This window comes from Microbulbifer mixtoriginis (SeqCode), from assembly GCF_052467235.1.
Genome location: NZ_CP174305.1, coordinates 1,085,239 through 1,111,304, shown reverse-complemented (window position 1 = coordinate 1,111,304; position 26,066 = coordinate 1,085,239). Strand labels below are relative to the sequence as shown.

Here is a 26,066-nt window from a genome sequence, read left to right as displayed (position 1 = left end):
AGTAAAGAAGCTACGCTTTAGGCTATCTACTTTTCACGATGAAATGTTCTTTTTTTAAGGTGAGCTGAGCTATCTACCTCATTTAAATCTGTAGCATGAGGCACCTTGGTTTTAGGACGTATATTATGTTAAAAAAAATAATTCTAGCATTTTCTATTGTGGCGGCCTCAGCGAGCACTACCTATGCAGATAGCATTGATGTAGTGCCCGATAACTTATCTGATGAAGAAAAGTTATACGGTCTTTCTTTGTTTTGGAAAGAGGTCAGTTACAATTTTGCTTTCTTCGATCAGGTTCCAGATCTTGACTTTGATGCGAAGTATCGCGAATTTATTCCTCGAGTTTTAGCTACAGAAAACAGCTATGAATACTATCGTGAGTTAAGTCGCTTTAACGCATTGCTTGAGGATGGTCACACCAATGTTTATTTCCCCAAAGATATGCCTGCTAAGTATGTCGGATGGCCGGCTATTCGCCTAAAGGAAGCTGATCAACAGCCGGTGATAATCGGGGTGGAGAGGAGCTTAGCACCTGAAATTCCTTTGGGGTCAACCATTGTTACTGTAGATGGCCAGGGTGTGCAGAAATACATGAAGGAACAGGTGATGCCTTATATCGCCAGCTCTACCAAACACGTTTTATGGGGTATAGCTGTGCGAGATCTGTTGGACGGCGTTCCGGGTTCCAAAGTTGAGCTCACTATAGAAACCCCTAAAGGTGAAATTAAGAAAGTACAGGTTGAGCGGGATGCGCGTGGGAGGAAGATTGATTACACCTCTATTGCACAACCTCAGTCGAATGGTGAGCCATTTGAGCTTAAGTGGCTTGATGATGATATAGCCTATGTAGCTTTAAATACTTTTGGGAAACAGGCGGTTGTTGAGCAGTTTAAATCTCATTATGAAGATATTGCCAAATCAAAAGGGTTGATAATAGATTTACGCTTTAATGGTGGCGGCAATACCAGTCACGCAGGAGAGATTATCTCTTATCTGGCTGACCGAGATTTACCAGGTTCTGTCTGGAAGACTCCCAAGCATATCGCAGCCTATAAAGCTTGGGGTGCTTTCGCTGACCAGTTTGAGGAGATGGAAAAATATCGCCCTTATGGGGAGGGGAATGCTTGGGAAGTCGGTGGGGACCCTTCAGAAAAGCTTAAGGCTAAATTGGATAATAATCACATAGTGCCTACTTATGTGCTAATTGGAAGAAATACGGCATCGGCAGCGGAAGACTTCTTGATTTATGCTGACCCACTTGAGCACTTTACCATTGTTGGTGAGCCAACAAATGGTAGCACTGGTCAGCCAATATTTTTCGATCTTCCTGGAGGTGGTTCTTTTAGGGTTTGTACCAAGCGGGATACCTATCCAGATGGGCGTGAATTTGTTGGCTATGGAGTTAAACCGGATATTTTAGTTGAGCGTACAGTGAATGATGTCCGTAGCGGTACGGATATTGTACTCACTAGAGCGGTCAGTGAGCTGAAAGCTAAGTTAAACCTGTAGGTAGAGCTGCAGTCCTGTCGGCAACTTGTGATATGGGAAATTAATAACAAGTTGTCGGCCTATGCTTATATAACTTGGTAGCACCTTATCATTAGCGTGCCTGGAAGTTATTCGTCAGTGGGGTTGCAATATTTATCTAATCGCGTCACTGGGTCCTTTCGTATCTCCGCAATGACTTTCTTTCAAACAAGTTGTTGCGGCCTGCTTGAAAGTCTTCCTTATAATCCACTAAATTTGGTTTTTGGCATTTACAGCAGGCTTTGTTTGCCTGTTGGCCCGCTTACCTGTTTAATGCTGACTTTGGTTTCCGGCGACTACAGGAAAGCGCTTGTCATCGTTTATAAGCCAATTAAGTGGTACGTTAGGGTATCTCTGAAAATTAAGTAACTATAAAAGTAGCTAGGAGTTGTACTTATGGCACAGATCAAAGCTTTGGATAAAAAGGCACACGCCAACCTGAAACTCACCCAGGACATCACTTTTGACCATGTGAGCAGCAATCATATTTTGCCGCTGGTGGTTCAGGAAATTGTTCAGGCGGCCCAGAGCTATCCGATCCTGTTCGTAAAAGACCAGAATGCTGAGCAGTTTAAAGTGGTTGCCCTTACAGGCCTGCGTCCCGGTGAAAACCTGTTCTCTGGCGCTGAGGGCTGGAATGGCAGCTACATTCCTCTGCAGGTTCGCACCTACCCATTCGTGCTGGTGAAGAACCCAGAGAACACTGATCAGGCGGTACTGTGTATCGATGAAGACTCCAGTATGTTGAGTGAGTCCGCAGGTGAGGCTCTGTTTGACGGTGAGGGCGAGCAGACTGACTACCTGAAAAACCGCGCTCAGGCGGTGGTAGAAACTGCCCAGCGCGTATCTGTTACCGAGTCGTTTATCGAATTCCTGGTATCCAAAGACCTGCTGACCCAGAAGAAGCTGACTCTGCGTATTACCGAAGAAGATAAGCCCTACGATCTGACTGGTTTTTACGTGATTGACGAAGAGAAGCTGAACAAGCTGTCCGATGAAGACTTCCTGGAACTGCGCAAGCGTGGCGCTCTGCCGGCGATCTACGCTTCCATGATGTCCTCCATGCAGGTTCAGAATCTGATTCGCAAGAAGCGCCTGAACTAATCCTGTATGGCCCGGCAATTGCAGTTGCCGGGCTGCCTGCGCGTATCAGTATTACGAGATGTAGTTATCAGCAGTCATTATCCCTCCTTGATCCCGCCTTGCACTCGTACCACTATTAGCCCCTCTGACGTTTAAGTTCGCGAATAATAAAATGAAATACCTAGCGCGGCTCTCTCTCCGCTACTGGTTTGCCTGGTTGGCGTTATTTTACGGAGCCTGGCTGTTTCTCGTTATGCAGGGCGATAACTTGGCCCTGGCACTGGAGCATTGGTCTATGGCGCTTGCAATGGCGCTCGGCAGCTATGCCGCCGGTTCCACGCCCATGGGCGGAGGCACGGTGGGCTTCCCCGTGTTGGTGCTCTTATTTGATATGCCTGCCAGTCTCGGCCGCGACTTCAGTTTTGCGGTGCAGTCGATCGGTATGGTTAGTGCCAGCCTGTTTATTCTTTGTCGGCAGCAGCCGTTAGCCTGGTCGATGCTGCGCGGCGCCTTACTCGGTTCTTTATTGGCCATCCCCGCGGGCATATTGCTGTTTGCGCCGATGATTTCTGAGCTGTGGGTGAAGCTCTCTTTCGCGGTGCTTTGGGGTAGCTTTGGGATATTTCATTTGTATCGGCTCGCCGAGATCACCGACTGTGAGCACAAGGGTGATCCGCAGTGCCCAACGGATTTTCGTGTAGGTCTTCTGCTTGGGGCTTTTGCAGGCTTCTGTGTGGTCTCGGTAACCGGGGTTGGTGTGGATATGCTGGTGTACGCGGCTTTGGTGCTGCTGAGCCGTGTGGACCTGAAGGTAGCGATTCCCACCTCGGTAGTGATTATGGCCTTCTGCTCTGTACTCGGTGTGCTGGTGAAGTCGCTGGCCGGCGACTGGCAGCCAGGGGTTTTTGGTAACTGGCTGGCAGCGGCGCCGGTGGTGGCCTTGGGGGCGCCCCTTGGTGTTTTTGTTGTGAGCTTGCTGGGGCGCAAACCTACCCTGCTAATTGTGGCTCTACTGTGTGTTGTACAGCTTGTGTGGACCTGTGCGTCGGAACGGCAAGCCCTAAGCGGCCTGGGAGGACCTCTAGTGCTATTGGCGTTATTGCTGTGCTTACTGGGATTCGAGTGGCTGCGGGTATTGGGGTTGCGCCGAGCGTTCAACCGTGGAACGGCCACAGTAATAGGATCTGGTTCAGAGGCTAAGGCAGTTGCCGTAGAGGAGAGTTTGATACCGGGGGTTAAATAAGGGTACTTGGCGAATGCTGGCGCGCGACTGCGTGCCGGCGGCAAAGACTAGATGTTTTGCGATAAAAAATATCAGCTGTAGCTGGTAACTGTAAAGTAGCCTGGCTTTGAGTGCTGCCCTGATTCGGGCCTGCGGGATAAATTCTGGAAGATGGCTGGGGCGGAAGGATTCGAACCTTCGCATGACGGGATCAAAACCCGCTGCCTTACCGCTTGGCTACGCCCCAGTTTCAAGGTTCACAAAGAATAGTCTCTGTGATTTGAAATGGTAGCAAGGGGGAGACTCGAACTCCCGACCTCAGCATTATGAGTGCTGCGCTCTAACCGGCTGAGCTACCTTGCCATTTCTTTTGTTGTCTCGGCTGTCCCGAGGGCGCGCATTATTAATCGATGGGCTGGGTGTGTCAACACTTTTTTGTATTCTTTTCAGTTAGTTAGCGATTTTTTTCATCTGGAGCCGCAGAGCCCTTGGCGCGATGCCCGGAACGGATAGCGGCGAGGGCGGAACCCAACACCACCGCAGCGGCACCACTCCAGCTGATCCAGTTAAGCGGCTCCACCGCGATGTAATCGGGCCAGATACTGCTCACCAGGGTGCTGAACAGCAGCGTGATTACTGGTACCAGTGACAGAGTGGCACTGACACTGGAGGCTTCCCAGTGCGCCAGGGCCTTGCTAAAGGCGCCATAGGCGATCAGTGTGTTGGCGGTAAGAAATGCAAGTAGCAGCCAGTCCAGCCAGCCCAGATGGGTGACATCCAGTGGATCTGCCATGGGTAGGAAGCACAGGGTGCCAGCAATATAAATCAATACCAGCAAGTCCTGGGGTGTGGCGCGGCTGAGGATTTTCTTCTGGAAAAAGCCATATACCGCCCAGGATACCGCGGCGATCAGGATCAATCCGAGCCCCAGCAGGTAATCACTATCGGCGCCGCTCCCCAGCTCAGCGAGACGCTGGTTGAAAAATAACAGTAGCCCCATCACCACTAGGGCCACACCGGCCCACTGTCTCGGAGAAAAGCGTTCATTAAGCCACAGAACACTGGAGATCAGCAGTAGTAGCGGGGCTAGCTGGATCACGATCTGTGCCGCACCAGGGGTGATGTGATTTAGACCGCTGGCATAGGTGAGGTAATTCAACAGCAGCCCGGCCACGGCGAGTAGGGTGAACAGCAGCAGGCTGCGGCTGAACAGTGCCTTTAATTTCAATTGCCGTGCACGCCCGTAGTAGAGTCCCGCCAACAACGCCGCGCCAGCAAAACGATACCAGGTGGCGGTCTCAGGGCTGATGTGTTCCAAAAGGCCTTTGAGGGCGATGGGCAGGGCTGCCCACATAAAGACGGTGGTCAATGCCAAAGGCAGGCCGACTTTCCAGTTTGATTGCGCCATGGATCTTACGCCGCAGAGACAGCCTCCCCGGGGTGGGGAGGCGAAGGATAGATAGCAGGGGGATTAGACGTTGAAGCGGAAGTGAATTACGTCACCATCAGCGACAACATAATCTTTACCCTCCAGGCGCCACTTGCCTGCGTCTTTGGCCCCAGCCTCGCCATTGTGATCGACAAAGTCACTGTAGCTAATCACTTCGGCGCGGATAAAGCCTTTCTCAAAGTCCGTATGGATCTTGCCGGCGGCATTGGGTGCGGTGGCTCCCAGCGGGATGGTCCAGGCGCGCACTTCCTTCACGCCGGCGGTAAAGTAGGTGTGCAGGCCAAGCAGTTGGTAACCGGCGCGGATTACCCGGTTCAAGCCCGGCTCTTCCATACCCAGTTCTTCCAGGAATTCTTGCTTCTCATCGTCGTCCAGTTCGGCAATTTCCGCTTCAAGCTTGTTGCAGATGGGTACCAGTACAGCGTTCTCTTCAGCGGCGATGGCGGCAACGGCGTCCAGGTGCGGATTATTTTCGAAGCCGTCTTCGTGCACGTTGGCAATGTACATGGTGGGCTTCACCGTGAGCAGGCTCAGTTCACGCAGGTCCGTCAGTTCATCTTCGGACAGGCCAAAGGAGCGTAGCGGCTTGGCTTCGTTCAGGTGTGGCAGGATTTTTTCCAGCAGCGCTTTCATCTTGATGGCGTGCTTGTCCTGCCCCTTGGCGGCGCGGGTAAAACGTTGCAGAGCTTTCTCTACGGTGTCCAGGTCGGCGAGGGCCAGCTCGGTGTTGATCACCTCGATGTCGGATACCGGGTGTACCTGGTTGGCAACGTGGATAACGTTGTCGTCTTCGAAACAACGCACGACATGGGCGATGGCGTCGGTTTCGCGGATGTTGGCGAGGAATTTGTTGCCCAGACCTTCGCCTTTAGAGGCACCTGCAACGAGCCCAGCGATATCGGTGAATTCCATGGTGGTTGGAATCACTTTCTGGGGCTTGACGATCTCCGCTAACTTGTCGAGGCGGGGATCCGGTACAGGCACTACGCCGGCATTGGGCTCAATGGTGCAGAAGGGGAAGTTCTCTGCGTCGATTCCCGCCTTGGTCAATGCATTGAAGAGGGTGGATTTGCCCACGTTAGGCAGGCCGACAATACCGCAAGTAAAACCCATGGTGATATTTTTCCGTTTGCCTGAGGCGCGTAGCGCGCGCTCTGCTAATTGCGTTTGAAGTCCGGTAGTGATTACGCTGGCGGGAGTCTGGGCGGGCTGGGTAGCGCGGCCTCCGAATGATCCGGGCCAGCCGGGAAAATACCGGCAATTTGGCGCAGCACACTATCGAGATTTCCGGGGCAAAAGGCAAGCCGCCCGGTGGGATCTATTTGGCGGTGTGCAGCGTTTTCATGGCTGCGCCCCAGTCGCCGCTGGCGGCGGTGGGCAGCACGTCGATCGAGTGATCGATGGCGTTAGCCAGAGTTTCCTGTTCCGCCCTGGGGGCGCGCTGAAGGACAAAGCGCGCCACCTCGCTGGCGCTACCGGGGTGGCCGATGCCGAGTCGCAGGCGCATAAAGTCCCGGTTGTTGCCCAGAGCGGCAATAATATCCCGCAAGCCATTGTGTCCGCCGTGACCGCCGCCAGCTTTCAGGCGCGCGATACCGGGGGCCAGGTCCAGCTCATCGTGAGCGACCAATATGGCTTCCGGGGGAATTTTGAAGAAGTTCGCCAGCGGGCCTACAGCCTGGCCACTGCGATTCATATAGGTGGTGGGAATCAGCAATCGGACTTCCCGGTTGCCGATTCGCACACGGCCGGTGAGGCCGTGGTATTTGCTGTCGGAGCTGAGCTGAGTGCCGTGGCGGCGTGCCAGTTCGACAACAAAGTCGGCACCGGCGTTATGTCTTGTCCGGTCGTATTCCGGCCCGGGGTTGCCCAGGCCGACAATCAACTGGATCGGAGTATCCGGTGCCGCAGCCAAGGTGATTACTCTTCGCCTTCGCCAGCTTCTTCGGCTTCAGCTTCAACAGCGCCGCGAGGCTTGTGAATAGAAGCTACAACCAGGTTGTGGTCTTCGCCGTGGCTCAGATCCGCAGACTCAACACCTTCCGGCAGTTTCAGGTCGGAGATGTGCAGGATGCCATCCAGTTCCAGGTCCGCCAGGTCCACTTCGATGAACTCGGGCAGTTTACCGGCAGGAGCATTGACTTCCAGCTCGGTCAGGGTGTGAGAAACGATGCCGCCGGCCTTAACGCCTTTACAGGTTTCTTCGTTGAGGAAGTGCAGGGGCACTTTCACATGTACTTTGGTGCTGGCGGAAACGCGCTGGAAGTCAATGTGCAGAAGCAGCTGCTTTGCAGGGTGACGTTGCAGATCGCGCAGAATAACTTTCTCTTCTTTGCCGTCGACGTCGATGGTCAGCATGGAGGAGAAGAAAGCTTCGTTTTCCAGGGCCTTGAACAGGTCCTTTTGCAGCAGGGATACGGACTGCGGCTCAACTTCGCCACCGTAAACGATGCCGGGTACACGGCCTTCCAGGCGACGCAGGCGGCGGCTCGCACCTTTCCCTTCATCGCTGCGGGCAATGGCGTTCAGTTTGATATCAGACATGGGTAAAACCTCGGGTTGTCTGTCCAGAGAGACCTGCGACCGGACCGCTCTGGCGTTAGTGTAAATTGGGCGCTTGCCCAGAAGTAATAGCCCGGCAGTGCCGGGCGGGCGCGTATTCTACGGGAATCAGTCCCAAACGCAAAGTGCCCCGCTGCTGCGGGGCACTTTTCTATTTGCCGATAAGGAGTCCTTAGCGGAACATCGCAGAGAGGGATTCCTCATTGCTGATACGGCGCATGGACTCGGCCAGCATGGCAGATAAGGTCAGCTGGCGAATTTTTGGAGCCTTTTCCATTTTGTCACCCAGCGGGATGGAGTCGGTAACCACCAGCTCATCCAGAACGGAGTTGTTCAGGTTGCTGATGGCATTGCCGGAAAGTACTGGGTGGGTACAGTAGGCGACAACTTTCTCGGCGCCGTGCTCTTTCAGGGCGTTGGCGGCGTTGCACAAAGTGCCAGCGGTGTCGACCATATCGTCTACCAGCAGGCAGGTGCGGCCACTAACTTCACCGATGATGTTCATCACTTCGGCAACGTTGGCGGCGGGGCGGCGTTTGTCGATGATGGCTAGGTCGCAGTCGAGGCTCTTGGCCACGGCGCGGGCACGAACAACACCGCCAATATCGGGGGATACCACAACCAGGTTCTGGTACTTCTGGCGCTCGATATCGTCGAGCAACACGGAAGAGCCGTAAACGTTATCCACAGGCACATCGAAGAAGCCCTGAATCTGCTCGGCGTGCAGATCGACAGTCAGTACGCGGTCGATACCCACGCTCACCATCATATCGGCAACCACTTTTGCGGAAATTGGTACACGCTGGGAGCGCACGCGACGGTCCTGGCGGGCGTAGCCGAAGTAGGGAACCACTGCGGTAACGCGGCCGGCTGAGGCGCGGCGCAGGGCGTCAACCAGTAGGATTAGCTCCATCAGGTTTCGATTGGTGGGCTGGCAGGTGGATTGCACTACGAAAACGTCGCGACCGCGTACGTTGTCGGTAATTTCAACTGCAATCTCGCCGTCGGAGAAGCGCTTGACCGTGGCTTCGCCCAGGGGGATCGCCATATGGTCGACAATTTTCTGCGCCAGTTCCGGGTTTGCGTTGCCGGTGAAGACCATTAAGTCAGCCACTGCGAGTTCCTTTAATTCTGTCTTGAAGTGAGTTGAAGTGTAGATGCCGGCATAATTTGCTAGCAGTTAGGATGCGATAGCACCACTTTTTATAGGGGGCGATAGAGCGGATAGCGAAGCTGTTAAATGTGCTGGCCGTGGCTCCTGGTCACCCAGGTGGTTGCTTTGATATTCGGAAAGCCTCCGGGTCGACGGCAGGGAGTTGCATGCAAAACTGCCTTCGACATTATTCTTTAGAATTCGGGGATAGGCTTTTTGTAGCCCGCTACGAGTGGCCTCGGCCGGTTGGGTCAGTGTCGACTGAAACATGTCGGAACCGGTTTTTGCTGGTGCCACTGTATAAAAGGAAAATGGCTGGGGCGGAAGGATTCGAACCTTCGCATGACGGGATCAAAACCCGCTGCCTTACCGCTTGGCTACGCCCCAGTATCTTTCCTCAATTGCTTGAGGTTAATTTCGCGAGCTGCTGATGTGTCGGTGAAATCTGTACACCGGCCGCAACAAAACCCTGCCATTTTCGCGGTAGCCTGGCAAGTGCCGATCGGGCTGCTTGCTCAGTTTCGAAGGCGGCAAAAACGCAACCTCCGGTGCCGGTGAGTTGTGCTGGCGCAAATTGCTGCAGCCACTCTCGGGCATCGCGAACTTCTGGGTAGAGACTCTCAACAAGTTCCTGGCAGTCGTTACCGAAAAATGCTTCCAGTTTTTTACTGCTGAGTGGCGTTTCATTGAGCTGCCCCTCGCGAAGGGCCGCTAATGTAATTGCGTCGGAATCTCTTGTCAAACGGGAATCGGAAAAAATTTTTGCGGTACTCACCTGGCAACCGGGAGCAAGGACTAAATAGTGGCGTTTTTCTGTGCAAAGTGGTGTGAGTTTTTCTCCAACACCTTCGGCCCAGGCGGTGTGCCCTCGCACAAATACTGGAATATCTGCGCCGAGTTGCCGGCCGAGCTCGGCGAGGGTATCGATGGATAGATGGCATTGCCACAGATAGTTGAGGCCGAGCAGAGTGGTGGCTGCGTCGCTACTGCCGCCGCCGATACCGCCACCGTGTGGCAACTTTTTACTCAGGCGGATATCAGCACCGGGAAGCGATTTATTCTGCCACTGTACATTTTTGCGTAGCAACAGAGCTGCGCGGTAAACCAGGTTGTCCTGCTCAGGGACATCCAAAGTGCCCGCATCTACACGGATAACACTGTCGTCCCGCAGGGAGAACTCAAGACTGTCGCCGTAATCGAGTATTTGAAAGAGGGTTTGTAGTTCGTGGTAACCGTCGGGGCGACGGCCGAGTATACGCAGAACCAGGTTGAGTTTTGCGGGGGCGGGTAAGGTCAGCATGCGGGAATGTTGGGCCGGTTAATTCTGTTGGGCGCATCATACCCGCATGCCGGGGCTTCGGCATTTAAAAAGCCCAGTCCTTAATTACCAGAGTGACTTGTACCGGCCCGGCGGCACCGTTGGTCTGGGCTTTAATACGTGTGGGAAGTAGGTAAGGGCCGTTTTGGCGATAATCGCTGAACCGCAACGACCAGCCGGATTGTTGCAGGCTCTGTAGCTCGCCCTGGCCGTTGTGTTTTTCAGCGCCTCTTGGCCCGGGCGCGGGAAGACCGCGTACCCAGTAGAACATTTCCCTTGCGGGCAGTGGCCAGCCCAGAGTTTGCTGAGTGAGTTGGGCGGCATCGCGGGCGACTACCGGCGCTTCATTGCCGCGCACCAGGCTGACACCGCCAGCGGAACCGGAAATTATCGTGGTACCAGCACCCAAGGGGCCGCTTAAGTGAATACGAAAATTTTGCGGGCCACTCTGTTGCCAGGTCAAATTGGCACTGCCGTTATCTGCCGGAGAGCGCACGCCGAGTTTTCCTTTGATAGTCCACTGTTTGAGCTGGGCTACCGAGGTGGGAGCTGCAGTTTCGCCGGGGGGCTCCTGAGCAACGGGCTCTTTGGTCTTTTGGCCAGCACAGGCGGAAATTAGCAAAGTCAGTGCTGTTGCCAGGAGAAAATAAAACTTACGGGTAGCGGCGTCAGTTGTCGGATACATGTTGTTCCAGTGTTTCTTTGATTTGCAGTCGTTTCATCGCAGCCGGAATAATTTTGCTCTCTGGATTGGCGGCCAGCCCATCGTTCCAGACTTTGAGGGCCGCTTCGCGATCCCCCTGGACCCAGAGCACCTCACCCAAGTGGGCAGAGATTTCGTGATCCGGCAGTTTTTCCAGGGCTTTGCGCAAATATTTTTCCGCGTCGCGATAATTCCCCAGACGGTACTGCACCCAGCCCATACTGTCGATAATGGCTGGATCCTCCGGTTCCAGCTCCAGAGCCCGGCTGATAAGTTGCAGGGCTTCCTGGCGGCGGGTCTCATCGTCGATCAGTTTGTAGCCCAGTGCATTTAATACCGTGGCGTTATCCGGGTCGCGTTCCAGTAGTGTACGCAGGTCCTTCTCAAACGCTGCGGCATTGCCCAGCTGGTCGTTGAGCAGGGCGCGGCTATACATCAGGCGGCCGCTGTTATTCAGTTTAGAAATGGCCTGGTCTGCCACTTGTAGGGCCATCTGTGGCTCACCATTCCTGCGCAGCAGTTCGACCTCCATCAGGAAAAAATGTTCTACCTGTCCGGGGTGCCGCTCTCGCAACTTGGCAAACCACAGGCTGTTCTCACGGTGTTTACCGCTGGCTGCGAGTAGCTTGGTGCCCTTGGTGATGGCTTCCACGTAATCGTTGCCGGGCTGCACTTGTTGGAAGTGAGCGGCGGCAGTGTCGTTGTTCCCCCGCTTCTGCGCGAGGCCGCCCAGGTAAAAGTGTGCCGCTGATTCGTGTTGTTTTAGTTCCAGTAGACGGTCGAGCAGGGGTTTGGCTTCACCGAGCTGGTTGGTTTCATAGTGAATCAACGCCAGGGATAAAATCAGGTTGCCGTCCTCTGGACGCTGTTTAACTAATTCGGCGAATTGTTGGCGAGCAAGATTGAGGTCTTCGCGAATAAGCAGGCGCGCGTATTGTAGGCGCAGGCGGGTTTCCTCTGGATAAATTTTGACTAAATTTTCCAATAATTGAATGGCTTCGTTGCGCCTATCCAAGTCCACCAAAAGATGGCTTTGTAGCAGCGGTGCATCGATTTGTTCGGGGTGTTGTTCCTGAATGTGGCGTACCAGTGCGAGGGCGCGCCTGTACTGCTTCGCATCACGCAATACCATGGCATAGGCCATAACGACTTCATCGTTATTGGGGTAAACCTCAGCCAGCCGGGCAAATTCAGCACGAAGTTGTTTATCGAGTTGTTGATGGCCGATGGCGGTGGCGGCGAGAGATTGCATCGGTGCTTTGCCGCCGAGAGCGAGCGCTCTCTCAGCGTGTTTCATGGCCTCTAAAAACTCTCCAGACAAGGTGAGCTCTGCGGTCAGTGCCAGCTGGGCATCCGCATTGTCCGGCTCCAGCTCAGCCCACAACTGTGCCGAACGCAGTGCGGCCTGACGCGCATTGAGAAAGCGTGCGATGCGGGTTGCACGCGCTGCCACGCCTGCATCTTTAGTAACTTCAGCCTGGTGGTAGTAGTTGGCCAGGGCCACATCGTACTGTTCGCGTATACCGGCGACTTCGGCTACCAGCAGTGTGTAAAACGTATCTATGGGGAAGCTGCGCGCTGCATCCTCCCCGGCAGCGGCCGTCCCTTCATCGCGGTGCTGTTCCCGAGCTGAAGGCTCGGTTTCCTCATTGGTTGTCGTTTCAGGCGGCATTTGGGCGCAGGCACTCAGTAGGTAGACGAGGGATAGGCAGAGCGCACCGAGTGATAGAGTTTGGTTTTTGAGGAGGGGGAGCGGACGACGGGGTGGAAGCATAGATCGTATCCATACATGGCTGCTACTGGGATGCAGTGTCAGAGTGGCGTGTTTTAAACGTTTATCGCCATATAATTCTAGCCGTGAATCCGCTTCTGGAGCGCGGGCCCTGGGCCGGTTATTCAAATCAGCGCATAATTAAACCGCCTCATCAGCTTGCAAGCAAAGCGGTGGCCCGTGAAAATGCGCCCCGAATGCGGATGACGCGCCTCTAGATTTAGCCAACGGAATTCTATGCCAATTGTTACCCTGGGGATCAACCACGACAGTGCGCCAATCGAGGTGCGCGAACGGGTCGCTTTTGCGCCCGAGGTGATGTCCGGTGCCCTGGGGGATGCGCGCAAGGCGCTCGACTGCCGGGAACTCGCCATTCTTTCCACCTGTAATCGCACCGAAATCTACGGCAATGTGGAGGCGGAGCCGCTGCTGCAGTGGCTGGCCGAGTATCATCAGGTACCGCTGGAGCAGCTGCGAGGTTGCAGCTATATCCACAGTGGTGAGGCGGCGGTGCGCCATATGATGCGCGTCGCCTGTGGGCTCGATTCACTGGTCCTTGGAGAGCCGCAAATTCTTGGCCAGATCAAGTCCGCCTATGCGGTGGCGCGGGAGTCTGGCAGTGTCGGCAGCGAATTGCACCGGGTTTTCCAACGGGTATTTACCGTGGCGAAAAAGGTGCGCACAGAGACGGCGATTGGTGAAAACCCCGTCTCTGTTGCCTATGCGGCAGTATCCTTGGCTTCGCGTATTTTTACCGACCTGAAGCAACAAACTGCGCTGCTGATCGGTGCCGGTGAGACGGTGGAACTGGTGGCGCGCCACCTGTTAGATCAGGGCATTAAGCAGCTGATTGTGGCTAATCGGACTCTGAGTCGCGCGCAGTCTTTGGCGGAAAATTTTGGTGCTGAAGCAATACTGTTGGCAGATATTCCCGAGCACTTGTCCCGCGCCGATATCGTGATCAGCTCCACCGCCAGTCAGCTACCGATTTTAGGTAAGGGGGCGGTGGAATCCGCGCTGCGCAAGCGCCGTCACAGCCCCATGTTTATGGTGGATATCGCGGTGCCACGGGATATTGAAACCGAGGTCGGCGAACTGGACGATGTCTACCTGTACAGTGTTGACGATCTGCGCGGCGTGATCGATGAGGGGATGCGCTCCCGCGAACGCGCTGCCGAGGCCGCCGGGGAAATTGTAGATAGCGCTGCGGCAGAATTTACCAAAGAGGGGCGTGCTCTCGGAGCTGTGGACACGATTCGCAGCTACCGCCAGCGCGCACAGCAGATAAGTGGCACCGAACTTGAGCGGGTACTGCTGCAGCTTGATAAGGGCGATGATCCCAGGCGCCTGCTGGAGCAGCTGGCCCGTTCACTGACCAACAAATTGATCCATGCTCCCACGATCAGCCTGAAAAAAGCGACTGCGGATGGCGATCTGGAGCGGCTGCGTATCGCTCGCGAAGTGGTGGGGCTCGATGACCTCGCCGATACCGAATTAGAGAAAAAACAGAAATGAAAGAATCCCTATTGAACAAGCTGGAGAATCTGCAGGAGCGCCACGAAGAAGTTTCCGCGCTGCTTGGTGACGCCAGCATAATTTCCGATCAGGATCAGTTCCGCGAGCTATCGCGGGAGTACTCCGAGCTGGAAGAAGTGGTCAAGTGCTACGGCCGCTACAAGCAGCTGCAGGAGGATATGGCGGCGGCGCGGGAAATGCTCGACGAGAGCGACCCGGAAATGCGCGAAATGGCCCAGGAGGAGTTGCGCGAGGCCGAGGTTCAGGTTGAACCCATGGAGCGTGAGCTGCAGACCCTACTGCTGCCGCGCGACCCCAATGACCGCAAGAACGTCTTCCTGGAAATTCGCGCCGGTACCGGCGGCGATGAGGCGGCGATTTTTTCTGGCGATCTGTTCCGCATGTACTCCCGTTATGCGGAAAAACAGGGCTGGCGCATCGAGATTGTCAGTGAGAATGCTGGGGAACACGGTGGCTACAAAGAGATTATCACCCGTGTGGCCGGTGAGGATGTATACGCCAAACTGAAATTTGAATCCGGTGCACACCGTGTGCAGCGGGTGCCTGAAACCGAGTCTCAGGGACGTATACACACCTCCGCCTGTACCGTGGCGGTGATGCCGGAGCCGGACGAGCGCGACGCGATCGAGATCAATAAGGCCGATCTGCGGGTGGATACCTACCGCGCCTCTGGTGCAGGCGGTCAGCACGTCAACAAAACCGACTCTGCCGTGCGCCTGACCCACCTCCCTAGTGGCATCGTCGTGGAGTGTCAGGATGAACGCTCCCAGCACAAGAACAAAGCCAAGGCGATGGCGCTGCTGCAGGCCAAACTTTCCAGTGAACAGGAAGCAGCCGCCGCGCGGGAAATTTCTGACGCGCGTCGCAGCCTGGTGGGCAGCGGCGATCGTTCCGAGCGTATTCGTACCTACAACTATCCTCAGGGCCGGGTGACCGACCACCGTATTGGACTGACCTTGTACAAGCTTGATGAAGTGATGCAGGGTGCCCTGGAAGAGGTGATTGAGCCGCTGCGTACCGAACACCAGGCGGATCAGCTGGCGGCGATGGGACAATAGTTGACGTTTTGTTTGCCGCTATTGGGTAGCACTTTCCTATGAGCAGTGTGAAGGATAATCTCGCCCGCAGTATTGAACTTATCGACAGCGAGTCAGCGCGACTCGACGTAGAGGTCCTGTTGGCACATGTTCTCGGTCGTGAGCGCAGCTGGCTGTATACCTGGCCGGAGTACGAGCTGAGCACGAGTGAGCAGAGTGAGTTCGATGGACTGCTGACGCGCCGTAAAGAGGGTGAACCTGTGGCTCACCTGACCGGTGAGCGGGAGTTTTGGTCTCTCACCTTGAGGGTCGATGCCTCTACATTAATTCCCCGTCCGGATACTGAACTGCTGGTGGAAGCCGCGCTGGAACTCTGCCCTCAAGAGAAATTGCGCGCACTCGACCTGGGTACTGGTAGCGGGGCAATTGCCCTGGCATTGGCCTCAGAAAAACCGGGATGGCAGATTGTTGCGGCGGAGAAGTCTCCCTCCGCCCTGGCGTTAGCGGAGGATAACCGCAGGCGCCTCGGTTTCACCAATGTGCAGATCCTGGAAAGTGATTGGTTTACCCAGCTTCTGCCACAGCAATTTGGCCTGATCGTCAGTAACCCCCCCTATATCGATGCAGCGGACCCTCATCTGGCCCAGGGCGATGTGCGTTTCGAGCCACACTCTGCGCTGGTGGCTGAGCGCCATGGGCTGGCGGATATTGAAGAAATCGCCAATCGCGCGGGAAGATTTCTGCAAGACGGCGGCTGGCTGATGGTAGAACATGGATGGCAGCAGGCAGAATCCGTACGGGAAATTTTTATTGCTGCCGGTTACAGAGCGGTAGAGAGTCGCAAAGACTATTCCGGCTGGGAGCGCATAACCCTGGGGCGCAAAAACTAGTCGGGTGGTTATTGCTAGGAATTTAAAGGGAGGGAACTCATGCACGACCACGTTCACCATCGCAATGGAAATGGCGCCCTCCGCCCGTTAATTATCGCTCTGATTCTGACGCTTAGTTTTTCAATTGTGGAGGCCATCGGTGGATGGCTGTCGGGCTCCCTGGCGCTACTCGGGGATGCCGCCCACATGCTCACGGATACTTTTGCCCTGGCACTGGGTGCTATTGCTGCGGTGCTGGCAAAAAAGCCCGCAGACCGTGAATTGTCGTTTGGCTGGGGGCGTGCGGAAGTATTGGCAGCAGTGACAAATGGCCTGATTATGTTGCTGATTGTTGTGGGAATCTCCTTTATGGCGATCAACCGCCTGCGCAGCCCCCAGCCGGTGCACGGCAGTACGGTGATGTTGATAGCTGCAGCGGGCCTGTTGATCAATATTCTGGCGGCTTGGGTACTGCTGCGCGGCGAGCGCACGCTCAATATTCGCGGCGCATTGCTTCATGTGATGGGGGATATGCTCGGCTCGGTAGCCGCCCTGGCTTCGGGTGCGGTGATTTACTTTACTGGCTGGGTGCCGATTGATCCGCTGTTATCGCTGTTGATCTGTTTTCTGATTTTGATTTCTTGTGTGCGTCTGCTGCGTGATGCGGTGGATGTGCTAATGGAGCGTGTTCCTCGGGAATTGAGCCTGCCAGTTGTGGGGGAAGCCCTGGCCGCGGAGGTAGGTGTGCGCTCAGTACACGACCTGCATATTTGGCGTCTGGATTCCAGCACCATCTCTCTGTCGGCACACATTGTGGTGGATGATTTAAGTGCTTGGCCCGCGGTGTTGGAGCGCTTGAGGAGGACCCTGACCAAGCGCTTTGATATCGAGCATATCACTTTGCAACCGGAGCCCCTGGAGCAGCCCAGCCCTAGGATTATCGATAAAGTGAGTGGCCCGCAGTAGCGGGCTAGTCCTCGTCCGCTTGGAGGTCCGCGGCGCTATTGTCGGATACTCTTGTTTTTTGGGCATCTGGAGATTGGGGTTTTTGTGCCGCCGTCTCTTCTGGGATGACTTCTTCGGGCGGGCTGATTTGTTCCTGCGGAGCCTGGATACCGATGTGGTAGGCGGCGAAGCCAGGTTGCACCACCTGATCCAGCGCCATGCCGAGAATACGGCCGTTGTGCTGCGAGCGAATTTCTGTGCGCACATTGGTGATGGGATTGGTCACTGTGCCCAGTAGATCTCCCTTGCGCACAAACTCTCCCAACTGAACCTCACTAAAAATAATGCCGCCAGTGGAAGCCCGCTGCCAGGTGGAGTTGTAGTACACGGGCTCGGGATCACCCCATAGGCGGAACTTGCTCACCATACCCAGTTGGTTAAGCAGGGTGCGAATCCCTTTCACACTGTGGCTAACGGAGCGCTCGTCCAGCACCATCGGCGCGCCGGCTTCCAGGGTTACGGTGGGGATACCCGCATCCACCGCGGCGCGACGCAGGGTACCTTTGGCCCCGGCGCTGTGGAGTACCACAGTGGAGCCAAAACCCTTGGTCATTTTCACGATTCTGGGGTTGGTGAGGTCGCCGCGTAACTGCGGCAGGTTGGTGCGGTAAAAAGAGCCTGTGTGCAGGTCTACCACTGCATTGCAGCGGCTGATGACTTCGTGGAAAAAGGAGTTGGCAATCCGTGAGGCTGAAGAGCCATTAGGGTCTCCGGGGAAGTGCCTGTTCAGGTCGCGGCGGTCGGTGAGGTAGCGTGAGCTGCGGTGGAAGCCCTGCAGATTAACGATAGGCACGCCGATTACCGCGCCACTTAACTGTTCAGCATCGAGGTCGTACATGACCCTGCGCACCGTTTCTACGCCGTTTAATTCATCTCCATGGACCGCTGCGGTCAGGCAGAGTACCGGTCCCGGTTTGGCACCGTTGACAACCAGGACGGCGGTGGGGCTGTAGACACCTTCGAAGTGTTGACTGGGAGACCAGGCCAGGCGGGTGGAGGTTGCTGGGGCTACCTCGGCACCGAGCAAACGCAGGGGTTTGGCCTTTTCCACTTCTATAGAAATATTACCGGTAGGGGATGATTCTGGCTGAGTGGATGTATCTACTGTAGGCCTGGTTTGCGGCTCTTTATTTGAAGGCGGTGCTTCCAGTTCATTGATGGGCTGGTCTAACTGCAGATTTTCCGCCTGGGGCAGTGATTTCTGAGAGGGGGCTTCCCCATTGGCCTGCGTATCAATAATTGGTTCCGTGGCGCCAGTGGGTGGGCCCAGCTCGGTAATCACCGGCTGGTCCAATTGCAAGTTTTCCGCCTTTGAGATGACGCCTTCCTGCTCTTTTTCCTGTGCCTTCACGCTGGGTTTTTCTTGTTCGCCGATGGTGGCACTCATTGCCCAGGCCTGGGCTGAGGCCAAAATCAGGGCAAGGCTCAACAGGCGCCGAGGCCCGTTGGGAAAAAGGCGCGGGATCATTGGGTAACTCCGATTAACTGCTTGTGCGGGCGGTGCCGGTTATTGTTGTTGCCCGGCACGCTTGGGGACTTGGAGCGCCAGTATAGTCAAAGCGTTCCCTGGGAATGTGAACCAACCTGTATTCCCCAGGTTTTGGCAATGGCTTTGCGGCTGGTTCGTCGCAGTCGAAGCGCTAATAGGATTGAGGCGGTGCCCAGGCCGATACAGACACCAGTCCAGTAGCCATAAACGCCCCAGAAGTTTTCACCCAGCCAATAGGCGCTGGAGAGCCCTACCAGCCAGTAAGAGAACAGCTGTATATACATGGGAACGCGGGTGTCTTTGTAACCTCGCAGTGCTCCCCAGGCCATGGCTTGAGCGGCGTCTACCAATTGGTAGGCGGCACAGAGCAGTAGTAGGTTGCTTGCCACTGCAATAATTTCCGCATTGTTGGTATAAGCCTGTACAAACAGGTGGCGAAAGGTGATCAGTAGTACACCTGTTCCGAGGGCATACACGACGCCACTACCAATCCCCACTTTACCGGCAAACAGTGCCCGCTTGGGGCGCTTCTGGCCGAGTAAGTGTGCCGTACGGATGCTCAGGGCCTGGGCTAGCGCCAGGGCTACCAGGTAAAAAATTGAGCCGATACTCATGCCGATTTGATGCGCTGCCACTATGGCTGCGCCATAGGGAGCGAGCAGAATCGTCAAGCTGGCAAAAAATGTGACCTCACTGGCGGCGCCGACACATACCGGCAGTCCTACAGCCAAAAGATGTTTCAAAATGGGCCAGTTGGGCCTGGGTGGTATCAGCTTTAGCTTGAGTTGGTGGTATACAGGATCTGTGGCGGCATGCCAAAACAGGGCGATAGCAATCAGGGTGCTTACCGCTGCGGTTGCCCAGCCACAGCCGGCACCGCCCATAGCTGGTATAGGGCCGGCGCCAAATACAAAGAGAATGTCCAGGGGGATATTGAGCAGGGCGGCGGCCAGATAAATACGCATGACTGGGCGCACCTGTCCCATACCCTCACAATAGCCGCGCAGTGCGGTTCCGAGGGCAAAGGGTAGGGTGCCTACCGTGAGTGCCAGGATATAACCCTGTAAAACCTGTCGAACAGGCTCCTCGGTTTTGATCCACTGGCTCCACACAGGCACGGCGAGCAGGGCAAGTAGCACTAATATGCCGCCGATCAAGCCAATCCAGAGAGCTTGGTTTAACTGGGCAGCACAACCTTCCTCATCGCGACTTCCGCGCAAGTGGGCAACAACCGGGGATACTGCAGCGAGCAGGCCGATCAGGGTAACTGCGCATACAGCCCAAATACTTGAGCCCAGCGCCAAGCCGGCCAGGTCTACCTCCCCGGCGTTACCGGCGACAATGGTATCCACAACGCCCATGCTCACCACTGCCAAGTTACTGACTACTAAGGGGCCCCCCAGTGTGGTGAGGTGGGAGAGTTCGGTGGAGATGGCGCGTCGGTAAATCTTGAGCAAGGGAAAAACCAAGTTTATTAAGGCAGAGCCTGTCGATGATTTTGGTATATCAGCCAAGTTCAGCCGGGGCTGGGCAGAAAATGTTATTGAGGCAGTCGGTTGTGCCAAATGATCTTTAAAGCAGAGCGGGGGAGCTGGATGGGAGCTGACAGCAAGAATTTCCCGTCGCCATAAAGGCGGAATATTCTACGGCTAAATCATGTTTTCTCCCAGCGGCTACAGAGGAATTTCCTGCAATAATCTGGCGACTTTGTGCGGTGTGAGAAAGATACAACCGTGGCTGACGGCAACTTCTCGGTAGTGCCAGCCGGGAATCTTTTGCGCGCGCTCACCGCTTACATTGGCTGGGGGGTAGTAGGGCTTGGTGCAGCGAATAAAAGTACAGCTCGGTCCTTGCTCGGGTGGGAGTTTCATTTGGATGGGATCCAAATAAGTTTTCACGGGGTGAGGGGTCATACGCCGGCGCAGCCAATTTTGAACATCCTGCTTCTTAATCCCCATTTGCGCCGGATCTATCGGTAAAAAACAGCGGGTGCCGTGAATTTCTTTTGCCTCTGCCAGGCGTTGTGTGAGGATATCTTGCGGTAGTTGTTCGGCAAAAGCGTGATCGGGATTGGGAATGGCACCATCCAGGTAAACGAGATGGCGAATGCGCTCGGGAAGTGCGTCAGCGGTGCCGGCGGCCGCCATGCCCCCAAAGCTGTGCCCCACTAAAATCACCCGGTTTAATTCCTCAAATTCGATTACGTTCACCAGGTCTTGGATAAAGGTATCCATACCTATTGTGGGTGAAAGTAAATGATGTCTCTCTCCCAGGCCTGTCTGGGTGGGGGTGAATACCCGGTGTCCGTTGGCAGTCAGCAGCCTGGCTACGGGGCCCCAGCACCATCCCCCGAGAAATAGGCCATGAACCAGTACGTAGGTATTCACTATGCATTTACTCCATTCCGCGATTCGGAAGAACAAGCTTAGTTGGAGGCAGTGTAAGAGATGCCTGGGCCGCTCGACTAAAGTGAACACATATACTGAAAAGAGAGTGAAAAGGATGGTTCTGTTATGAATACCCTGGGTCGTTGGTATGGCTGCTTTGTGCACTGGGTGCAGAAAATCGACTGGCTCGGGCCTCTGGCACTACGGATTTATTTGGCGCCGATTTTTATTTTGGCGGGCCTCAATAAAATGGGGGATATCAATAGTGTGGCCGCTTGGTTTGGTAACCCCGACTGGGGTCTTGGCCTGCCGGCACCACTGTTTATGGCTTGGGCAGCGGCATTGACGGAGTTTTTTGGCGGTATTGCCATCCTACTGGGGTTTGCCACTAGGTTGGTGGCGATCCCCTTAATGTTTGTGATGGCAGTGGCGGCGTTTACCGCACACTGGGAGAATGGGTGGTCAGCCCTGCCTGATAAAACTCTGGTTGCTCCTTGGGAGTGGCGCGAGGACCTGATTGATGAAGCCATCACTCGCAAAGAGAAGGCTATAGAACTCCTAAAAGAGCACGGCAACTATGAGTGGTTATCCGAGAAGGGTAGTTTTACTGTTCTGAAGAACGGCATAGAGTTTTCTGCGACCTACTTCATTATGCTGTTGGCACTGTTATGTAGTGGGGCGGGGCGCTTCTTTAGTATTGATTATTGGCTGTGCCGCCACTGTAGTGGGCGAGAATCCACCTAGAGTGGTGGTATACTCGCCGATTATTTGAACATTTGAGCGAGTATTTCACTTGATAGGAAAGTTGTTCCGCCGTTCCTCCTCCTCTGAGGAGAAGACTCCCCACCAGGGAGACGAGCACTCCCAGCAGCGTAAAAGTGGCCAGAATCCCTCTAAAAAGCCTCGTGGAGGCCAAAAAGCCGAGGGAAAATCTGGCCAGAGCGAGGGAGGTTCGCGCCGGAGCGGCGGCAAAAGTTCCCAGAGGGGACGTCAGCGTTCTCGCTCTCCTAAGCCGGAGGCCCCGGCAACGCCCTGGTCCTTGGGTGATTTCAAGGTTCCAGAGCAAGAGGGTAAGGTCCGCTTCCATGACCTGGGCCTGCCGCCGGAGTTAATGCGCGGTATTCACGACCTGGGTTTCCAGTACTGCTCGCCAATCCAGGGCCATTCTCTACCTCACACCCTGAATGGCCACGACCTGGTGGGCAAGGCCCAGACAGGCACTGGCAAGACCGCAGCTTTCCTAATTACCGTTATTGATGATCTGTTGCGTCATCCCTTTGATGGTGAGCGTTACGCCGGTGAAGCCCGCGCCCTGATCATCGCTCCCACTCGTGAGTTGGTAATGCAGATCGCCGATGATGCCAAGGCGTTGTGCAAATACACCGACTTGGAAATCCATACCCTGGTGGGGGGGATGGATTACGATAAGCAACAGCGCAATCTGAATGAGCGATTAGTGGATATTCTAGTGGCGACACCGGGGCGCCTATTGGATTTTGTCGGCAACCGCGATTGCTTCCTGGATCAAGTGGAAGTGCTGGTGATCGACGAGGCCGACCGCATGCTGGATATGGGCTTTATTCCCCAGGTTCGTAGGATTGTACGCCAGACACCTCGCAAGACTCATCGCCAAACCATGTTTTTCTCTGCCACCTTCACCCCCGAAGTTGATGACTTAGTGGAGCAATGGACCGAAGAGCCGGTAGTGGTAGAAATCGAACCTGAACGAGTGGCCACCGATTCCGTCGAGCAGCATGTCTATCTGGCCGCTAGTGAGGAGAAGTACGCACTCCTCTACAATATTTTGCAGCGAGATGAGGTGGACAGCCTGATTGTCTTCGCCAACCGCCGCGACCAGTGTCGCCGCTTGCATGAACACCTGCTCGCCCACGGCATTTCCGCCGGTCTACTCTCCGGCGAAGTGGCACAGAACAAGCGTGTACGCACTCTCGACGACTTCAAGTCGGGTAAAACCAAGGTGTTGGTAGCCACGGATGTGGCCGGGCGCGGTATTCATATCGACGGCATTAGTCATGTGGTGAACTTCACGCTTCCCGAAGAGCCTGAGGATTACGTTCATCGCATCGGCCGTACCGGTCGTGCTGGCAAGACTGGAACATCGATCAGCTTTGCCTGTGAAGATGATGCTATGCGTCTGGAGCCGATCGAGCAGTTACTGGGGCAGAAGCTCAAATGTGAAGTCCCACCGGAAGAGCTACTACAGGAACCCCCGAGAGTCGAAGTGCGTCGCAGTGGTGGTGATAGGGACCATCGTGGAGGGCACGGTAACCGTCGCGGTGGTGGCCGGGGGCGTTCTCGCCATTGACTCCATCTAAGCTAATAGGCCGCTAAAGGCCTATTGGCGTTTCTAGTAATTGGAAACATACCTTATCTACTTAATAAGTAATGAGTGCATCAGTTTTTGCCTTTTTCCCTCTTCTGAGCTCCCTTTTCTCTCCTTGAACTACACTGGTAAAGATTTTTCCTGTTGTTGGGATCTTCACTCCGTGGGCTGCCCCATTTGTTCAGGTGTTTGACACAGCCTTGAATTCGGATGTTTTTTACCTGTGTAAAATCAAAAAGTATTCGAATGCGAACTCTCTTTCTACATATCGGTTTTCATAAAACTGGCTCTAGTGCACTGCAGCTTGCCCTAAAACAATCCACCAAATTATTAAGTTCAAAAGGTATAGAGTTTCTTTCCTTGGGGAAAAAGGGGAGTTCCTCTCGTACTGTCGATTTTCAGAAAAAAAATGGTCGAATGTCCTATCGTCTGAACCGGCGGCTTAGTGACTTACTGGCATCAAGCCGCGGTGATAATGTCGTTGTGTCTGCGGAGCACCTGTGTTTCCTGCATACGTTTGAAGATATTGACAGTCTCTACAAGGAGTGTCGAAGATTTTTTGATCGCTGCCAAGTCGTTGTTTATTTGCGACGGCAGGATTTACAGGCATTCTCATTTAAAAGGCAGGCTGCACGGGCGGCAGCACCTGATGTCAGTCCCTCCAGCTTGTTATTTGGGCACTGTGAAGGCGCTTTCCCACATCTCAGTACTGACTTAATGATGTATTTTGACTATTTTTCAAAGTTAAAAATATGGGCTGCAGCTTTTGGGGAAGCAGCCCTGAATGTGCGGGATTTCTCTGCTGAGTTCTTGCGTGAAGGCGATGTAGTTAGTGATTTTTGCTCATTGCTTAGTGATCATTTTCTCAAGAAATCCTCCGGTTTGGCATTTAGTGATGACTTTTCTGGGTATACCGAAAAGTGAAGTAACTACTTAACCCTGCAAGACTTGTCAGATTGGCTTCCACAGATATTGGCTGTTGGTGTGAGAGGTTTTCGGGAGATGCGGGATCGTTTGCAGAGCAGTAATGTTAAGAAGAGAAAATTGCTTTGTGAGCCGGAGGACGCAGTGAAATGCTTATCTCTTTTGGCTAATTATGAGCTGGCTAGTCCTTCCCTGTTTAGTTTTTTGCGTGGCTGATTCTTTAGGGGTATTTCTCTGTGTTTGGGTTTTTTTGTTTGATTTTTGTCATGGAGTTAGATAGCTGGAGTAAGGGGTTTATGTCATTCCGTGAAAGTTTACTGGTTTTAGTAGTTGAGTGCTGTGCGTTATAAGTTGTAGGTTTAGAGTTGTGCATTCCTATTTTTTTATGGCTGGTCAGGCCTCAAATCTAATGGTGTAGAGGGTAATCGCCTCTGGGTTTTTTAGGTTTTGCGTAAAGCGCGTTATTACTCTAAATTTAATATTTATAGGGTTTTTAATTTAGAGGAATATGGCAGGTGCGCTGTCTGCGGGTTGCTGAAGAATGTGCCTGGGGTGGTGCGAAAAAATAATTAATTGTTTGATTTTTTAGGTGGGATTTTGTGACTTGGCGGATTGCAGTTCCTATTTTTTTGGTTTAAATCTTGCCATAGGTTCCCAAAATTTTAGGTCGATATAGGTTTTACTGAGGTGCGGCTTGCGGAGTAGGGCTATAAAAGTCGATATGGAGTGTGGGGCACATTGATGGGGGTGGTGAGCTTTTTTGCCCCTTCCTAGCATTGAAAGGTAAATGATTGCTCATATTGTCTGGTTATTTTCTATATGTTTGATTTTAATTTATCAGTTCTTAGTCAGCTTCTCATGGGGTGAAGGTGGTTGGTGTAGAGGGGGCGTATTGAATTAATTGGCTTAGCTTAAGCTGCCTGATTTATCCTTTTTTTGTGGGTGGTGTTGTTTGGCAGGCTTTGTCAATCTTTATGTTGCTGAGTTGTATTTTAGATGCTGCTTGTGCAAACTATACGGAGTATTATTATTTGTTGGTGTATGTTACCTATGGTAAATCCTTTTTGGCGATTTGTCGCTGCCCGCAGGACCGTGTTTCGCAAATCTTCCTATCTTCGCAGGACCGGGTGGCTTGAGTCTTTCAAGCGAGGTTACCCTTGTGATGCTGAAGGTAATCCGCTGCCTTGGATGAATTATCCAGTTATACGCTTTCTCGAGGAGCGCTTAAATAAAAGTATGGATCTATTTGAGTATGGGAGCGGTTTTTCTACGCGGTTTTATGCGGAGCAAGTGGCTTCAGTAAAGAGTGTGGAAGATAATTCCAAGTGGTTTGAAATAATAACTAAAGAACTGCCGGCGAATGCTGAAGTACTCTTGCAGGCGGCCGATGATGATGGCGACTACTGTCGCTCTATTCATAAGTTTAAAAACCACTTTCAGGTGGTAATTGTGGATGGTCGAGATCGTATCAACTGTTTCAAGCAGGGTATTTTACGATTGGCAAGTGATGGAGTCATTCTTTTGGATGATTCGGCTCGTAGTAAATATGCCCCCGCTATAGAGCTTGGTAAGGCCGCCGGGTTTAAATTTCTGCACTTTGAAGGAATGAAGCCTGCATCAACAGGCTCGCACCGGACGACTTTATTTTATCGCTCCGAGAATTGCTTAGGATTATAAACCTTCTTGA

The 26,066-nt window shown here is 53.9% G+C and carries 22 protein-coding genes and 3 tRNA genes; 11 read left to right on the top strand and 14 right to left on the bottom strand.

The genetic code is table 11. The features are described 5' to 3' along the window. The first annotated feature begins 125 nt into the window (after nt 1-125). From ACJJIO_RS04990 to ACJJIO_RS04980, 3 genes are all read left to right on the top strand, one after another. Nucleotides 126-1,508, top strand: a complete 1,383-nt coding sequence (locus ACJJIO_RS04990; protein WP_444900036.1) for a S41 family peptidase — start codon at nt 126-128, stop codon at nt 1,506-1,508. A gap of 414 nt (nt 1,509-1,922) precedes the next feature. Beyond that, nucleotides 1,923-2,630, top strand: a complete 708-nt coding sequence (locus ACJJIO_RS04985) for a SapC family protein (RefSeq protein ID WP_444900037.1) — start codon at nt 1,923-1,925, stop codon at nt 2,628-2,630. 151 nt (nt 2,631-2,781) lie between these two features. Beyond that, on the top strand, nt 2,782-3,852 hold the full coding sequence (locus tag ACJJIO_RS04980) for a sulfite exporter TauE/SafE family protein (RefSeq protein ID WP_444900038.1): 1,071 nt from the start codon (nt 2,782-2,784) through the stop codon (nt 3,850-3,852). Between the two features lie 151 nt (nt 3,853-4,003). Here ACJJIO_RS04980 and ACJJIO_RS04975 read toward each other — a convergent pair. From ACJJIO_RS04975 to ACJJIO_RS04925, 11 genes are all read right to left on the bottom strand, one after another. Beyond that, nucleotides 4,004-4,078, bottom strand: a tRNA-Gln gene (locus tag ACJJIO_RS04975). 39 nt (nt 4,079-4,117) lie between these two features. Continuing rightward, nucleotides 4,118-4,194 (bottom strand) — tRNA-Met (locus tag ACJJIO_RS04970). Nucleotides 4,195-4,285: 91 nt separating this feature from the next. Continuing rightward, nucleotides 4,286-5,239 carry a DMT family transporter gene (locus tag ACJJIO_RS04965; RefSeq protein ID WP_252083036.1) on the bottom strand — a complete coding sequence of 318 codons (954 nt, stop codon included), beginning with the start codon at nt 5,237-5,239 and terminating at the stop codon, nt 4,286-4,288. A 63-nt stretch (nt 5,240-5,302) separates the two neighbouring features. After that, a complete protein-coding gene (ychF, locus tag ACJJIO_RS04960) occupies nt 5,303-6,394 on the bottom strand; it encodes a redox-regulated ATPase YchF (RefSeq protein ID WP_252083035.1) in 1,092 nt (363 codons plus the stop codon). Between the two features lie 205 nt (nt 6,395-6,599). Then, entirely contained in the window at nt 6,600-7,196 is a 597-nt protein-coding gene (gene pth / locus ACJJIO_RS04955; RefSeq protein ID WP_444900039.1) for an aminoacyl-tRNA hydrolase, read from the bottom strand. 5 nt (nt 7,197-7,201) lie between these two features. Next, on the bottom strand, nt 7,202-7,825 hold the full coding sequence (locus tag ACJJIO_RS04950; protein WP_252083033.1) for a 50S ribosomal protein L25/general stress protein Ctc: 624 nt from the start codon (nt 7,823-7,825) through the stop codon (nt 7,202-7,204). A gap of 190 nt (nt 7,826-8,015) precedes the next feature. After that, nucleotides 8,016-8,945 carry a ribose-phosphate pyrophosphokinase gene (locus tag ACJJIO_RS04945; RefSeq protein WP_286037025.1) on the bottom strand — a complete coding sequence of 310 codons (930 nt, stop codon included), beginning with the start codon at nt 8,943-8,945 and terminating at the stop codon, nt 8,016-8,018. Between the two features lie 363 nt (nt 8,946-9,308). Next, nucleotides 9,309-9,383 (bottom strand) — tRNA-Gln (locus ACJJIO_RS04940). Nucleotides 9,384-9,393: 10 nt separating this feature from the next. Beyond that, nucleotides 9,394-10,296, bottom strand: a complete 903-nt coding sequence (gene ispE / locus ACJJIO_RS04935; RefSeq protein ID WP_444900040.1) for a 4-(cytidine 5'-diphospho)-2-C-methyl-D-erythritol kinase — start codon at nt 10,294-10,296, stop codon at nt 9,394-9,396. A 64-nt stretch (nt 10,297-10,360) separates the two neighbouring features. Beyond that, nucleotides 10,361-10,999 carry a lipoprotein insertase outer membrane protein LolB gene (gene lolB, locus ACJJIO_RS04930; protein ID WP_444884011.1) on the bottom strand — a complete coding sequence of 213 codons (639 nt, stop codon included), beginning with the start codon at nt 10,997-10,999 and terminating at the stop codon, nt 10,361-10,363. Then, nucleotides 10,983-12,791, bottom strand: a complete 1,809-nt coding sequence (locus ACJJIO_RS04925) for a tetratricopeptide repeat protein (protein ID WP_444900041.1) — start codon at nt 12,789-12,791, stop codon at nt 10,983-10,985. Before ACJJIO_RS04925 ends, lolB begins: the two co-directional genes overlap by 17 nt. Nucleotides 12,792-13,025: 234 nt before the next feature. Here ACJJIO_RS04925 and hemA point away from each other — a divergent pair, with 234 nt between their 5' ends. The 4 genes from hemA to ACJJIO_RS04905 are packed head-to-tail and all read left to right on the top strand — an operon-like array spanning nt 13,026 to nt 17,196. After that, nucleotides 13,026-14,303 carry a glutamyl-tRNA reductase gene (hemA, locus tag ACJJIO_RS04920; RefSeq protein ID WP_444884013.1) on the top strand — a complete coding sequence of 426 codons (1,278 nt, stop codon included), beginning with the start codon at nt 13,026-13,028 and terminating at the stop codon, nt 14,301-14,303. After that, nucleotides 14,300-15,382: a peptide chain release factor 1 gene (gene prfA, locus ACJJIO_RS04915; RefSeq protein WP_444900042.1), complete on the top strand. Its 1,083-nt coding sequence runs from the start codon at nt 14,300-14,302 to the stop codon at nt 15,380-15,382. Before hemA ends, prfA begins: the two co-directional genes overlap by 4 nt. Nucleotides 15,383-15,420: 38 nt before the next feature. After that, nucleotides 15,421-16,251 carry a peptide chain release factor N(5)-glutamine methyltransferase gene (gene prmC, locus ACJJIO_RS04910; protein WP_444900043.1) on the top strand — a complete coding sequence of 277 codons (831 nt, stop codon included), beginning with the start codon at nt 15,421-15,423 and terminating at the stop codon, nt 16,249-16,251. Between the two features lie 39 nt (nt 16,252-16,290). Then, nucleotides 16,291-17,196 carry a cation diffusion facilitator family transporter gene (locus tag ACJJIO_RS04905; protein WP_444886984.1) on the top strand — a complete coding sequence of 302 codons (906 nt, stop codon included), beginning with the start codon at nt 16,291-16,293 and terminating at the stop codon, nt 17,194-17,196. 4 nt (nt 17,197-17,200) lie between these two features. Here the strand turns inward: ACJJIO_RS04905 and ACJJIO_RS04900 are convergent, their stop codons facing one another. From ACJJIO_RS04900 to ACJJIO_RS04890, 3 genes are all read right to left on the bottom strand, one after another. Next, the gene (locus tag ACJJIO_RS04900) at nt 17,201-18,703 is read right to left on the bottom strand and encodes a succinylglutamate desuccinylase/aspartoacylase family protein (protein ID WP_444910312.1); all 1,503 of its coding nucleotides are present in this window, start codon (nt 18,701-18,703) and stop codon (nt 17,201-17,203) included. An 86-nt stretch (nt 18,704-18,789) separates the two neighbouring features. Continuing rightward, complete coding sequence (locus tag ACJJIO_RS04895) at nt 18,790-20,181, bottom strand: MATE family efflux transporter (RefSeq protein ID WP_444910311.1); 1,392 nt, start codon at nt 20,179-20,181, stop codon at nt 18,790-18,792. A gap of 216 nt (nt 20,182-20,397) precedes the next feature. Next, nucleotides 20,398-21,111, bottom strand: a complete 714-nt coding sequence (locus ACJJIO_RS04890) for an alpha/beta fold hydrolase (protein WP_444910310.1) — start codon at nt 21,109-21,111, stop codon at nt 20,398-20,400. A 126-nt stretch (nt 21,112-21,237) separates the two neighbouring features. Between ACJJIO_RS04890 and ACJJIO_RS04885 the strand changes: the two genes are divergently transcribed. The 4 genes from ACJJIO_RS04885 to ACJJIO_RS04870 all read left to right on the top strand — a co-directional run bounded on the left by ACJJIO_RS04885 (nt 21,238) and on the right by ACJJIO_RS04870 (nt 26,056). Further along, entirely contained in the window at nt 21,238-21,855 is a 618-nt protein-coding gene (locus ACJJIO_RS04885) for an HvfX family Cu-binding RiPP maturation protein (RefSeq protein ID WP_252083021.1), read from the top strand. Between the two features lie 49 nt (nt 21,856-21,904). Continuing rightward, nucleotides 21,905-23,437, top strand: a complete 1,533-nt coding sequence (rhlB, locus tag ACJJIO_RS04880; protein WP_444902967.1) for an ATP-dependent RNA helicase RhlB — start codon at nt 21,905-21,907, stop codon at nt 23,435-23,437. A gap of 228 nt (nt 23,438-23,665) precedes the next feature. Continuing rightward, the gene (locus ACJJIO_RS04875; RefSeq protein WP_444910309.1) at nt 23,666-24,379 is read left to right on the top strand and encodes a hypothetical protein; all 714 of its coding nucleotides are present in this window, start codon (nt 23,666-23,668) and stop codon (nt 24,377-24,379) included. 1,236 nt (nt 24,380-25,615) lie between these two features. Next, complete coding sequence (locus tag ACJJIO_RS04870) at nt 25,616-26,056, top strand: hypothetical protein (RefSeq protein ID WP_444910308.1); 441 nt, start codon at nt 25,616-25,618, stop codon at nt 26,054-26,056. Nucleotides 26,057-26,066: the final 10 nt, after the last annotated feature.